Consider the following 12,905-nt stretch of genomic DNA (forward strand, 5'->3'; position numbering starts at 1 on the left):
GACACCCCAGTGCCCCAGACCGCCGCCGTCGTCTCGCTGTTTAACCCCGACGACGCCGTGCTGGCCAACGCCGCCGCGCTGCTCGCCCAGGTGGACGCCGTGGTGGTGGTCGACGACGGCAGCCCAGAGGACCCCGCGCGGATCCTGGCCGGGCTGGAGTCCATGGGCTGCACACCGGTGCGGCTCACGGAGAACTCCGGCATCGCCGCCGCACTCAACGCCGGAATCACCGCTGCCCTCGCGGCGGACACGAAGCCCGACTACATCCTGACCATGGACCAGGATTCGCTCCTGGACGCCGGGTACGTCGACGCGCTTCTCGCCGCCGCGGCGGCCGCCGGGAAAGCCGGCGTCCCCGTCGGCATGGTCGCGCCGGCGTCGGTCCGGGGCCTGCCGGTGCGCCGCGGCCCGGTCCTCAACGGCATCCAGCTTGGCGGCGAGCCCATCCAGTCAGGACTGCTGGTGCCCGTACCGGTGCTGGAACGGCTGGGCCTTTTCCAGGGCACGCTGTTCATCGACGGTGTGGACAGCGAGTTCTTCCTCCGTTGCGAGGCCGACGGACTGCGCACCGTGCTGGCGCCGAACGCCGCGCTCAACCACGCCCTGGGCAGCCCGGCCGCGGCCAACGTCTTTGGCCGGGACGTGTCCGTCGCGGGCCGGCCGGTTAAGGTCAGGACGGCCGCCGACTGGCGCTACTACTACCTCTTCAGGAACCGGATCCTGCTCGCCCGCCAGTACGGCCGGCGCTTTCCGATGTGGACGCTCAAGGGCCTGCTGGCCGACTACCGCCACCTGGCGATCGTCACGCTGCTGGCCCCCGGCCGCGGCATCCGGTTGGCAAACGCCCTCCGCGGAGTTGCCGACGGCGTGCGCGGCGTCTCGGGACCGCGCGCCCGCCGCTAGCGCTGGGGGATTTCGGGCAGGCATTTGGGGCAGGCGCCGAGTGCCGGTCAGCCGAGGCGGGCGCCGAGTGCCGGTCAGCCGGCGTTCTTGGCCCGCCGCATTACCGGGCGCTCAATAAGGAACCAGCTTGCCGCCGCCAGCGGGATCGTGCACAGCGTGGCCGCCACGGTGAACCACAACACGCCCCAGTGGTACGCCCCGAACACGGCCAGCATCTGCTGGACGGGGAACGCGTAGATGTAGGCGCCGTAGGAAATGTCGTGGCGGGCCACAATGGCAGGCTGGGGAAGCCAGGTGGAGATCCAGAGCAAGCCGTAGGCGATGAACGGGGCGGCGAGCTGGCCGCCGAAGCCGTCCACGAAGAAAATCGACAGGCCGGCCAGCACGATCGAGGCCGGCCCGGCCACCCTGTGGATGCCGATCTTGCTGCTGAGCACCTGCACCACGGCGCCGCCGAGGAAGTACGGGACCAGGCGTGCTGCAAGTTCAAAGTCCAGATTCGACTGGAAGTAGGGCTTCAGGACGCCGATGTTGGCCCAGAGGACCACGCTGGCGATGAACGCGGCGATGATGGGCCACGGGGTCTTGCGGACCAACGGGATGAACCCCATCATGGCGACCAGCAGGTAGCACATGAACTCGAAATAGAGGGTCCACAGTGAACCATTCCATGCTCCCGGATAGGGCACACCGGCCGGGGTGCCGGCAATGTCATAGCTGACAATCCGCAGGGACAGGTTCGCGAAGATGGAATTCAACGGTGTGGTGGCCGTCTGCAGGAAGCCGTGCAGCGAGCCGTGCTGGATCACATAGGCGATCGGGGCGAAGACGAACGCCATGAAGACCAGGCAGACGATGAAGGCCGGGAAGATGCGCGCGACGCGGTGGACCAGGTACCGGCCGATCCCGCTGCCAAACCGGCTGGCGGTGATGAGGTAGCCGCTGATGCCAAAGAATCCGGCCACAGCCCAGCCACCGAGGTTTTCACCGCGGAACCCCCAGCCGTTGCCGGCGCCGACGACGTGCCAGCTATGCGCCAGCAGGACCGAAAACGCCAGAATCAGCCTGATGAGGTTCAAGCTGTTCTTCCTCGGGTCCAGCCGGCTCCCCACTGCCGGAGCCGGCTTTGCGTTGGGTGTCAGTACAGCTGCGCTCAAATCCCGGTATCCTTCGTCACGTAGTCCAGACCGTTACGTAGTCCAGACCCGTAATTCTACCTTGCGCGGTCCCCCGCGCCCCCGGCCGCGGCCGCCCGGCGCCCCCGCCGGGCGCACCTGAACCGGCGCCGGGTTTGCTGTGACCGGCTAAGGTACGGGAGGATTGGGCCCATGCGTGGAATAATCCTGGCCGGCGGTACCGGCTCCCGGCTGCACCCGATCACCCTTGGCATCAGCAAGCAGTTGGTCCCGGTCTATGACAAGCCGATGATCTACTACCCCTTGTCCACGCTGATCCTTGCCGGCATCCGGGACATCCTCATCATCACCACGCCCCACGACGCAGAGCAGTTCCAGCGGCTCCTGGGCGACGGGTCCAAGTTCGGCGTCAACCTGACCTACGTCCAGCAGCCCTCGCCGGACGGCCTGGCCCAGGCGTTCGTGCTCGGTGCCGAGCACATCGGGAACGAGACCGTGGCTCTGGTCCTCGGTGACAACATCTTCTACGGCCAGGGCATGGGCACGCAGCTGCGGCGGCACGCCGACATCGACGGCGGTGCCGTGTTCGGCTACTGGGTCCGGGACCCCAAGGCGTACGGCGTCGTGGAATTCGACGACGACGGCAAGGCCCTCTCGCTGGAAGAAAAGCCCGCGAAGCCGCGCAGCCACTACGCGGTGCCGGGCCTGTACTTCTATGACAACGACGTCATCGACATCGCCAAGAACCTCAAGCCCTCGGCCCGCGGCGAGCTGGAGATTACCGACGTCAACCGGACTTACCTGGAACGCGGCAAGCTGCAGGTGGAGATCCTCCCCCGCGGTACTGCCTGGCTGGACACCGGAACCTTCGATGACCTCAGTGACGCCTCAAACTTCATCCGCACGGTCGAAAACCGCCAGGGCCTGAAAATCGGCGCCCCGGAGGAAATTTCCTGGCGGCTGGGCTTCCTGACCGACGACGAACTTCGCCAGCGTGCGGAACCCCTGGTCAAGAGCGGCTACGGAGCCTATCTGCTGGGACTGCTGGACCAGACCATCTGACGTGCCCGCCTGTCCTGACGTGCCCGCCTGCGGCGGGCCGCTACTTCCCGGTGCCCGCATCACTCCCGGACTGAACCGTTGAACTGGTTCCAGACGCTGCCGTACGTGCTCGAGGCGATTCTGTTCCTCCTGCTGCCTGGTGGCCTGGTGACGGCCAGCCTCGGCCTGAGGGGACTCTCCGCGGCTGCCCTGGCCGGCCCGGTCACGATTTCCATTGCGGCAGTCCTGGCGGTGTTCCTGCCGTTCGCATCCATCCCGTGGACCGCCGCTGCCGTCCTGGCCGGCGGAATCCTGCTCTCGGCGGTGATCGCCGGTATCCGGCTCCCCGGAATCCGGCGCGCGGGCTGCAGCCTGCGGCAGGCCTTCATCCCGTGGCGCACCGAGGCCTCCCTGCCGCCGGCGAGCCGCACCCGGAACGGGGCCTGGGTCGCGGCGGCGTTCGCCGCGGGGGCGGCGATGATCCTGGTGGAACTCGCATTGGCCTTTGGTTCCCCGGAGAACTTCTCCCAGACCTTCGACAACGTGTTCCACCTCAACGGTGTGCGGTACGTCCTGGATACGGGCAGCGCCTCCTCGCTGACGATGTCCAAGATGACCAGCGGCGATGCGGCACCCTACTTCTACCCGGCCGCCTGGCACGGGCTGGCGGCGGCCCTCATCCAGCTGACGGGCCTGCCCCTTACGGTGGCCGTGAACGTCCTGAACATGGCCGTGGCGGCGGTGGTGTGGCCGCTGGGCTGCATGATGCTGACACGCACTGTGGCGGGCAGCCGGCCCGTTGCCGTGGGCGCCGCAGCGGTCCTGGCCGCACTGTTCGCACCGTTCCCGATCCTGCTGCTGGACTTCGGCGTGCTGTATCCGAATTTCCTGGCCATCAGCATGCTGCCGGCCGTCCTTGCCAGCATTGCCCTGCTGTTCCGGGTGGCGCGCCAGCTGGAATGGCCGCCGGCGCCCCGGTTCACGCTGCCGCTGCTGATCCTCCCGGGACTGGCTTTGGCCCACCCGAACGGTTTCATGTCGCTCATGGCCCTCTCGGTTCCGATCATCCTGCAGGCCTACGCACGGCTTGCCGGCAACCGGGAATACCGGTCCCGGCACCGGACCCTGTGGATCCTTGCCACCCTCGGCATCGGCGTCGGGGCCGTGGCCCTGTATGCGCTGTGGACCATGATCCGGCCGCCGGAAGATGCTGCGTTCTGGGAGCCGCTGCAGACGCCCCGCGGTGCCGTCTGGGATGTCCTGGTGAACGGCGCCATTGACCGCCCCGCCGCGATCGGCGTCAGCGTGCTCATGCTGATCGGCCTTTTCCTGTGCTGGCGGCGCGGCGGCAGGACGTGGATGATCGCAGGCTTTGTCATCATCGCCGTGCTGTATGTCATTGTTTCCGGCACCATGAAGGGCGATCTGCGCAGCGCCCTGACGGGGATCTGGTACAACGACAGCAACAGGCTCGCGGCTCTCCTGCCGCTGACCGCCTTGCCGTTTGCCGCCGTCGGCGTCGATTCCGTTGCCTTCTGGCTCCGCCGCCGGCTTGACCGTCGGGCACAGTCCCGATCAGCCGGGACGGCGCTGACCCCCAAGGATAAAGCCAGCGCCGGCCGCCGCAGCAGGGTTGCCTACGCGGTCATCTGCAGCGTTCTTGCCCTGGTGGTCGCCGCGTCCCAGATCCCCTCGATGAGGACCGCGATCGGCTCGGCGCGGAAGAACTACCTTGAGACAGAGCATTCGCTGCTCATCACAACGGACGAACAGAAGATCATCGACAAGCTGGACGAGATTGTTCCCGCGGACGCCGCCATCGCGGTGAACCCGTGGACGGGCGGGGCCCTGGCCTATGCCATCGCCCACCGGGAGACCACGGCCAAGCACATCCTGACGGCCAACACGGCCGACGTCGAGACCCTCAACCGGGACCTCCGCAACGCCGACAGTGATCCGGCCGTCTGCGCCGCGCTGAAAGCGACCGGTGTCCGTTACGTCCTGGACTTTGGACCCAACGAAGTCCACTTCGGCGACCACCCCTTCCCGGGACTGGAGGACCTGAACAATTCGCTGGCCGTCCGGCTGGTGCTGGCCGAGGGCGGCGCCCGGCTGTACGAAGTGACGGCCTGCCGCTAGCTGAGCCCTGCCACCTCGGCCAGCTTGCCTTTCAGGGCCTCCGGCTCGGCCGCGTCCGCCGGGAGGGCAAGCGTCACCCGGACCACGGACAAACCGTCCACCATCTCCAGGACGTATTCCGTGGCCCCGGTCAGGCGGTTGACCGAATACCACGCCTTGGCGCCGACGCCCGGGACCGGCTCCGGCGTCATCATCAGCCGGGGCAGTTTGAGGCTGTCCAGCCCCGCCTGGTCCGGGACTGTGGTCCTGGAAACGATAAGGGCATTCCCCAAGTCGGCGGCCTGCCCGGCACCGACCGGGGCCAGGGCGAACGTGCACACGAGTTCCTCCACGCCGTCCTTCGTGGAGGCCTGAACATCGGCCGGCTGAACGCTGGCGGCCACCGCTCCCAGTACCCGGCGGATGTCCGCCGGTGCCGGCTTCGCGCAGTCGGCGCCCGGCGCCGGCACCACGGTCCGGCCGTCGTGCGTCAACGGTTCGTTGCCGGGGGCGACGCCGGAGGTCGCGGTTGGGGTGGGGGCCGACGGCTCCGGCGTCGTAACCGCAGCTGACGGCGCAGGACCGGGTGCAGGGGCGGCGGTGCAGGCGCCCAGGGCCAGGCTTGCCGCGAGGGCGAGCAGGCCGGTGTACCGCGCCGGGCGCCGGCGGCCCGGGGCGACGCCCGGCCGGGAGGAAGCTGTCCTGGCTGGACTCATGCTGGCTGGACTAGTTGAAGATGTCATTCGCAACCCCCATGACAAACCGGTCGCCGGGATGGGCCGTCCGCAGGTACTGCAGGAGGTCGCCGTCGTTGAGCGAAATGCATCCCCAGGTGGGGAGATTGTTGCCGTGGAGGAAAATCGCGAATCCCGCATTCATGGTGATGGGCGCATCTGGTGGCCGGTTGTAGTTGATGACGACGCCCTGGCGGTAGTCGTGGGACGGCCGCGTTGCGAAGTACCACATGTTCTCGTCCGGGAAGACGTCCGAGCTCGACTCGAAGTATTTATTGTAGTTCCCGTTGAGCCGGCCGCCCCAGCGCGAATAGGGATTGAGGGTCCGGTACGGCAGCGCTGTCCCGGGGTTGCCCAGGCCGAAGGCTTGGGTGACGGTGAAGGATCCGGTCGGGGAGAACATCTGCCAGGTGGGTCCCGTGGCGACGCCGGGCGCGGCGAAGCCGGACTCGCCGGCGTGGCCCAGCGCGCCCCACTCCTTGGCATAGCTTCCGTCCTGCTGGCGCACGCAGGTGATGAAGGTGATGCGGGTGGACCCGTAGTCGTCGGCGATCGCGAAGGACACGCGGGAGGCGCCGGCGGTTCGGTACTTCACGGCCCCGGAATTGATGGCCGGGCAGTACGCGGCCGAGGTCAGCCGGTAGCGGACTCCGGCTCCCGGGATCCATTGGAGCCGGCCGTACTGGAAGGACTGGCTGCAGTACCCGCTCCGGTCGCAGGCCTCGGCCGTGACGGGATACCCGAGGGCACCGTCCTGGGCCCTGCGGGCCGTGTAGAACTGTCCGAGCCCGCCCCAGACCGCCTGGGTGCCGGCGCCGGCCGCGTAGTAGATGCGTCCGCGTTGGAAGGTCTGGGAGCAGCCTCCGCCGCGCAGCCCGCATTTTTCCTTGCCCGTGGGGTAGCCCAGGTAGCCGCGGCCGCCGCCGAGGGCAAGATAGCGGGCATTGATGGCGCCCCACACCGGGAAGGTGCCGGCGCCGGGGGCGAAGTACACGGTGCCGCGCTGGAAGCGCTGCGTGCAGGCCCCGCCGGCCAGCCCGCACGTCTCGCCCCCTAGCGGGTAGCCGAGGTATCCCTTGAGGCCGCCGAGGGATTCGTAGGTGGCGTTGATGGCGCCCCAGACAGGGTACGTTCCCTTCCCTGAGACGCTGTACAGGCTGCCGTGTTGGAACGCCTGCTGGCACACCTTAGGTGTTCCCCCGCACGCCGCGTCGCCGAGCGGGTAGGCCAGCTGGCCTGTGGCGCCGCCGGCGTTGAGCCAGGCATTTTCGATGCCCGCGGACAGCAGGTGGGCGCCGGTGGCTTTGCTCCAGACAATGGTTCCGTGGGCGAAGGCCTGCTGGCAGCCGCCGCCCGCCAGCCCGCACTTCTGCCCGGACGTGGCCGCTCCGACGGGCCCCGCAGAGCCGCCGAGTCGGTCGTATTCGACGCCGATGGCACCGGGGACGCGGATGGCCGCCTCGGCGGCCGCCTTCGCGGCGGCCGGGGTCGGTGCCGGGGTCTTTGCCGTTGGTCCGGCTGCCGGCGTCGCGCCGGGCGTCGTCGTCGCCGCGCCAGTCGGTTGGGGCGACGGCGGCGGTGTTGGCGTTTGCGTTGGCTTCAATACGGCCGGGCGGGTCGGCGCCACGGTGGCTGCCGCCGTCGGCGAGGCTGTGGAAGGTGCCGCGGGCGCGGCTGTGCCGGCCGCGGGTGGCGCTCCCGGCTGGCCTGTTGCCTGCGGGGACGGGGAGCTATCGGCAGAGGCTCCCTGGGCGAGGCTTGCCGCCACAATTCCGGTTGCGGCAGCGACAGCCGCGGCCCTGGTCATTGTCCGCAGCCGGTCAGCCCACGAGGGCCTCCGACGCCTGTCCCGCCGCTCGCTGGACCCCACAGCTGTCATTTTTTGCTCCCCGCGTCCCCCGGTACGGGGCTGAGCCCCCGTACCGGGCCCATCCTAGCGGATGCCCGATTCGGGAGCTGGCCGGGCACGCCGCTGCACAGTTCAGCTACACAGTGCGGCTGCACTGTGCTGCCACCCTGTGCGGCTACCAGCCGCTAGAGGGCGAGGGACCTGCGCCGGAGCTCGTTGACGACGTCGTGCACTTCGCCGTCCATGACAATTTCACCGTGTTCCAGCAGCACGCCGCGCTCACACACGGTGGCCACCAGATCCAGGTCATGGCTCACGACAAACAGGGTTTTCCCCATTTCCGAGAGTTCCTTGATCTTCGCGATGCATTTGCGCTGGAAGGGCTCGTCGCCCACCGCGAGGATCTCGTCGATCAGGAAGACTTCCGGGTCCGTGTGCACGGCGATGGAAAACGCCAGCCGCAGGTACATGCCGGAGGAATAGAACTTCACCTCGGTGTCGATGAACTCGCCGATCTCGGAGAATTCCACGATCGAATCGAACTTCTCGTCGATCTGCTTCTCGGTCATGCCGAGGATGGCGCCATTGAGGTAGACGTTGTCCCGGCCGCTGAGGTCATGGTGGAACCCTGCGCCGACTTCGATCAGCCCGGCGACACGGCCGCGCGTGCGCACGGTGCCGCCGTCGGGCTGCAGGACCCCGGAGATGAGTTTCAGGAGCGTCGATTTTCCGGAACCGTTGAGCCCCATGAGCGCAACCGTCTCGCCCTGCTTGACCTCAAGCGAGACATCTTTGAGGGCAAGGAACTTCTTGGAGAGGTCGCCCTTGCGGCCCTTCACGAGCCAGACGAGGGCTTCCTTCAGTGAACGGGTGTGGCGGAGCACGAACTGTTTCCGGATGTCGGTGCAGATGATGGCCACGTGGCCGTGCGCGGTCATGTCAGAGCTCCTGTGCGAAGTGGACGGCAAGCCGGCGGAACGTCCACTGCCCGAGGAACAGCACAGCCAGCGTGATCAGCAGGGCGACGGGCAGCCAGAGTGTCAGCATGCCCGGAGGCGAGGCGTCGTTGACCATCTGGTCCGCCTTGAGCGTCGGTTCCCAGAAGGCCCAGTGGAAGACCTCGACGGCGACCGTCATCGGGTTCAGCTGGTAGATCCAGAACCAATCGCCCATCACCTTTTGGACCATCGACCAGAGGTAGAGGACCGGGGAGGCCCACGTGACCACCATGACGATCATGTCCACGATGTTTTCGGAGTCCCGGAAATAGACGTTGACGGCGCCGAAGAGCAGGCCGAGGCCCGTTCCGAGGACGGCCACCATCACGAAGATCAGGACCACTACGGCGAGCTGCAGCAGTGAGGGAGCCCACCCCACTATCAGGCATGCGCCGACCAGCACCAGCAGCTGGGGCAGGAAGTGCGCCGCCGAGACCCACACGGTGGCCACCGGGAAGAGTTCCCGGGGCAGGTAGATCTTTCGGATCAGGTCGCGGTTGTCCACGATCGACCGGGTGGCGTTGGACAGCGATTCGGTGAAGAAGTTCACCAGGACTATGCCGGAGAACAGGTAGATCGCATAGTTCGGCGTCCCCCGCTGGAGGTTGAGGAAAATGCCCAGCGCCACGAAGTAGATCAGGAACTGCACGAGCGGCTTCACGTAGGACCACAGCAGGCCCAGCACCGAGCCGCGGTAGCGCACCTTGATTTCCTTGCGCACCAGCAGCTTCAGCAGGAAGCGGTCGCCGTAGACGTCCAGCAGCCCAAGCCCGGTTCCGGGCTTGATCAGCTGGTCGGTTTGACCTGCCATCTAGCTGCCGTCCTCGGAATTCGCCTCGAACGTCTTCTTCCACGCGTCGATCGAGCTGATCTCGGTCACCGCGCGGCGGTACTGCTCGGCAAGGCTGTCCCATTCCCGGAACAGCTTCGCGTGCAGCAAGGTCGCTTCGGTCAGCATGCCCTTCAGCTTCTTCGGGTCGCGCTGGTACCACGAGGCACCGGTGCCCTCCGCGTTGGAGACCACGACGCTGTCATAGTGCGCCACCCGGTACCACCGGTTGTCCCGGTGGGCCAGGTAGCCCTGGGGCCGTTCTGCGCTTTCCGGTCCCGGCGCCTTGATCAGCTGGCGCGCAACAGTCTTGATGCCCCACGGGATGAGCTGCTTCTTGCTGGGCAGCCCCACAACGGTTCCGCCCATCGGTCCGCGGCCGATCTTGGGCGCCGGGAAGTCGTCGACGTCTTCCTTCAGCTGGGCATCCGGGTACTGCGCCTTCAGGGCGTTGATTTCCGGCAGCTTGGTTCCGAGCGCCTTGTGGAGGTCGTCGGGGCCCTTCAGGAGGTCGCGCAGCGCGTCGATGCGGCCGTGCTCGGTGAAGTACTGCATCGAGACGAGGTGCTTGACGTCGGACTGGAAGGATTCGCGCAGCACACGGCCGCCCTTGGGGTACGGGCTGTGGATCAGCGTGGTGATCAGCCGGTTGCGCGCGTGGAAGTAGGCCTGCCAGCCGACGAGGTCATCCTTGTCGATCCATGACACGTGCCAGACGGCGGCACCGGGCATCGAGACCGTGGCAAAGCCGGCTTCCCGGGCGCGCAGCCCGTATTCGGCGTCGTCCCATTTGATGAACAGCGGCAGCGACAGCCCGATTTCCTGGATCACCTTGGTGGGGATCAGGCACATCCACCAGCCGTTGTAGTCCACGTCCACGCGGCGGTGCAGCCACGGCGTCTGGCGCAGGTTCGCAACGCTGAAATCGTGCCGTGTTTCCATGTCGGCATGGGGCAGGGCCGGGACGATCCGGTAGGGGTCCACGACCTCGCCGAAGGTGTGCAGGACGCTGCGGTTGTAGAGGTCGAACATGTGGCCGCCGACGATCGTCGGCTTGCGGCAGTGGTCGGCGAAGGTCAGGAGCCGCACGATGCTTTCAGGTTCGACGACGATGTCGTCGTCGAGCAGCAGGGCGTAGTCACTGCCGTTTTCGACGGCCTCGAACATGCCGCGCGCGAAGCCGCCGGAGCCGCCCAGGTTCGCCTGGTTGATGACCCGCAGCTTGCCGCCGAGGGCGTCCCGGACTTCGGCGAAGCCTTCCTGGTCCTCGACCTTTTGCGTGCCCTGGTCCACGATCAGGATTTCCTTGACGTTTTCGAGGACGTCCGGGTTCTCCGCGAGGATGCGGGCGTTGTTCAGGCAGAAGTCGGGCTTGTTCATGGTGGTGATCTCGAGGGTCACCTGGCCCTTGGTCGCGGGACCGCCTGTGGCCTCCCACGCACCGTTCTTCAGGACCAGGTCGCCGGTGCTGGCGGCCAGGTCAAACCAGTACCAGCCGCCGTCGCCGAAGGGCTTGAGCGAGAGCTCGAACGTGGAGGTGGCCTCGCCGTCGACGTGCTTGCCGTCGACGCGCTGGACCGATCCGCGGGCATTCGACTTGTAGACCGTGACCGTGCCCGGACCGCTGGTCTCGACGACCAGGCGGATGTCCCGCACCGAGGTCCACCGGCGCCAGTAGCTGGCCGGGAAGGCGTTGAAATAGGTGCCGAAGGAGAGCTGCTCGCCCGAGCGCACCCGCATGGAGTGCCGGCCCAGGAGGTCCTCGAAATGCGCAACCCGGGTCTCGGAGCTGAACATCTGCAGCTTGTCCTCGAGCAGCTTCGGGGTGCGGGCGAACTCGTCGTTCTCCCGGAGCCGGATGCCGCTGGCGGTGCCGGCGTCAGCGTAGAGGGGTACTGTGTCGGTCTGGTCCGTCGATGGCAGGATGACCCGCTGAATCGGGTTCCAGCCGGTTGTCGCTTCAGCGGCGCTCATGCGTCCACTCCTCCGCTTTCAATCGTGGCGCCGGCCTCGAAATGCGGCCGGATCTTGTTCTCGAACATGGTCAGGGCAGAGCCGATGGCCATGTGCATGTCCAGGTATTTGTACGTGCCGAGGCGTCCGCCGAAGAGGACGTCCTTTTCGGCTGCCGCGAGGTCCCGGTACTTGAGCAGGCGGTCCCGGTCCGCGGCGGTATTGATCGGGTAATAGGGCTCGTCGCCCTTCTCGGCCGCGCGGGAGAACTCGCGCATGATGACGGTTTTTTCCGTCTGGTAGTCGCGTTCCGGGTGGAAGTGGCGCGGCTCGATGATGCGCGTGAACGGCACGTCGTCGTCGTTGTAGTTGATCACGGAGGTGCCCTGGAAATCGCCGACGTCGAGGACTTCCTCCTCGAAGTCGATCGTGCGCCAGGAAAGGTCACCTTCGGCGTAGTCGAAGTAGCGGTCGACGGGTCCGGTGTATACCACCGGGATGTTGCCGACCACCTTGTCCTTGCTGTATTCGTGCGACTCGTCGAAGAAGTCCGTGTTCAGCCGGACCTCGATGTTCGGGTGCTCGGCCATCTTTTCGATCCAGGCCGTGTAGCCGTTGGTCGGCAGGCCCTCGTACTTGTCGTTGAAGTACCGGTTGTCGTAGTTGTACCGGACGGGAAGGCGGGAAATGATGCCCGCGGGCAGGTCCTTGGGATCCGTCTGCCACTGCTTGCCGGTGTAGTGCTTGATGAACGCCTCGTAGAGCGGCCGTCCGATGAGCTGGATGCCCTTGTCGTTCAGGTTCTGCGGATCGGTGCCCGCCAGTTCGCCGGCCTGCTCCTTGATCAGTTCCTGCGCCTGGCCGGGAGTGAGGTTGGCCCGGAAGAACTGGTTGATCGTGGCCAGGTTGATGGGCAGGGAGTAGACCTCGCCCTTGTGCACGCCGTACACCTTGTGGACGTAGTTCGTAAACGTCGTGAAGCGGTTCACGTACTCCCACACGCGGTCATTGGACGTGTGGAAAAGGTGCGCGCCGTAGCGGTGCACCTCGATGCCGGTCTGCTCTTCCTTTTCGCTGTAGGCATTGCCGCCGATGTGGTGGCGGCGGTCGATGACGACTACCTTCAAGCCCAGCTCTGTGGCGGCCTGTTCTGCGATTGTCAGGCCAAAGAAGCCCGACCCTACGATGACGAGGTCAGCGGTCACAAACTCTCCTGATTCGAATGCGGGCAGCCCAATGTTGCGCATTGTCTGCTGAACTAGCCTACCCGAGGCTCCCTTGCAGTCGGCGCCCGGCCCTTGCCGCACGGCTGCCCACCGTTTATCCACATGGCGCAATTTCCGG

Annotated in this window: 10 protein-coding genes; 3 read left to right on the plus strand and 7 right to left on the minus strand. The window is 66.8% G+C overall.

Features of this window, described 5'->3' with window-relative positions; all coding sequences use genetic code 11:
• Window positions 1-9: 9 nt before the first annotated feature.
• On the plus strand, window positions 10-903 hold the full coding sequence (locus ACFVTM_RS13465; RefSeq protein ID WP_390203975.1) for a glycosyltransferase: 894 nt from the start codon (window positions 10-12) through the stop codon (window positions 901-903).
• A gap of 74 nt (window positions 904-977) precedes the next feature.
• Here the strand turns inward: ACFVTM_RS13465 and ACFVTM_RS13470 are convergent, their stop codons facing one another.
• On the minus strand, window positions 978-1,982 hold the full coding sequence (locus ACFVTM_RS13470) for an acyltransferase family protein (RefSeq protein ID WP_390203976.1): 1,005 nt from the start codon (window positions 1,980-1,982) through the stop codon (window positions 978-980).
• A 249-nt stretch (window positions 1,983-2,231) separates the two neighbouring features.
• Between ACFVTM_RS13470 and rfbA the strand changes: the two genes are divergently transcribed.
• Entirely contained in the window at window positions 2,232-3,101 is an 870-nt protein-coding gene (rfbA, locus tag ACFVTM_RS13475) for a glucose-1-phosphate thymidylyltransferase RfbA (protein WP_390203977.1), read from the plus strand.
• Window positions 3,102-3,179: 78 nt separating this feature from the next.
• Complete coding sequence (locus ACFVTM_RS13480; protein ID WP_390203978.1) at window positions 3,180-5,219, plus strand: DUF6541 family protein; 2,040 nt, start codon at window positions 3,180-3,182, stop codon at window positions 5,217-5,219.
• Here the strand turns inward: ACFVTM_RS13480 and ACFVTM_RS13485 are convergent.
• From ACFVTM_RS13485 to glf, 6 genes are all read right to left on the minus strand, one after another.
• A complete protein-coding gene (locus ACFVTM_RS13485) occupies window positions 5,216-5,941 on the minus strand; it encodes a hypothetical protein (RefSeq protein ID WP_390203979.1) in 726 nt (241 codons plus the stop codon). The genes ACFVTM_RS13480 and ACFVTM_RS13485 overlap by 4 nt on opposite strands.
• Window positions 5,925-7,739, minus strand: a complete 1,815-nt coding sequence (locus ACFVTM_RS13490; RefSeq protein ID WP_390203980.1) for a L,D-transpeptidase family protein — start codon at window positions 7,737-7,739, stop codon at window positions 5,925-5,927. The genes ACFVTM_RS13485 and ACFVTM_RS13490 overlap by 17 nt, the downstream gene beginning before the upstream one ends.
• Window positions 7,740-7,966: 227 nt before the next feature.
• Window positions 7,967-8,719 carry an ABC transporter ATP-binding protein gene (locus ACFVTM_RS13495; protein WP_390203981.1) on the minus strand — a complete coding sequence of 251 codons (753 nt, stop codon included), beginning with the start codon at window positions 8,717-8,719 and terminating at the stop codon, window positions 7,967-7,969.
• Between the two features lies 1 nt (window position 8,720).
• On the minus strand, window positions 8,721-9,590 hold the full coding sequence (locus ACFVTM_RS13500; protein WP_390203982.1) for an ABC transporter permease: 870 nt from the start codon (window positions 9,588-9,590) through the stop codon (window positions 8,721-8,723).
• Window positions 9,591-11,582: a glycosyltransferase gene (locus ACFVTM_RS13505; protein WP_390203983.1), complete on the minus strand. Its 1,992-nt coding sequence runs from the start codon at window positions 11,580-11,582 to the stop codon at window positions 9,591-9,593.
• Window positions 11,579-12,766, minus strand: a complete 1,188-nt coding sequence (gene glf / locus ACFVTM_RS13510; RefSeq protein ID WP_390203984.1) for a UDP-galactopyranose mutase — start codon at window positions 12,764-12,766, stop codon at window positions 11,579-11,581. The genes ACFVTM_RS13505 and glf overlap by 4 nt, the downstream gene beginning before the upstream one ends.
• Window positions 12,767-12,905 lie beyond the last annotated feature (139 nt).

It is taken from the genome of Arthrobacter sp. NPDC058130 (assembly GCF_042884475.1).
GTDB lineage: Bacteria > Actinomycetota > Actinomycetes > Actinomycetales > Micrococcaceae > Arthrobacter.

What these genes read in the sequence shown, in the direction of transcription:
- ACFVTM_RS13500 (WP_390203982.1), bottom strand. Translation starts at nt 9,590, where the DNA reads ATGGCAGGTCAAACCGACCAGCTGATCAAGCCCGGAACCGGGCTTGGG.
- ACFVTM_RS13495 (WP_390203981.1), bottom strand. Translation starts at nt 8,719, where the DNA reads ATGACCGCGCACGGCCACGTGGCCATCATCTGCACCGACATCCGGAAA.
- ACFVTM_RS13505 (WP_390203983.1), bottom strand. Translation starts at nt 11,582, where the DNA reads ATGAGCGCCGCTGAAGCGACAACCGGCTGGAACCCGATTCAGCGGGTC.
- rfbA (WP_390203977.1), top strand. Translation starts at nt 2,232, where the DNA reads ATGCGTGGAATAATCCTGGCCGGCGGTACCGGCTCCCGGCTGCACCCG.
- ACFVTM_RS13485 (WP_390203979.1), bottom strand. Translation starts at nt 5,941, where the DNA reads ATGACATCTTCAACTAGTCCAGCCAGCATGAGTCCAGCCAGGACAGCT.
- ACFVTM_RS13490 (WP_390203980.1), bottom strand. Translation starts at nt 7,739, where the DNA reads ATGACCAGGGCCGCGGCTGTCGCTGCCGCAACCGGAATTGTGGCGGCA.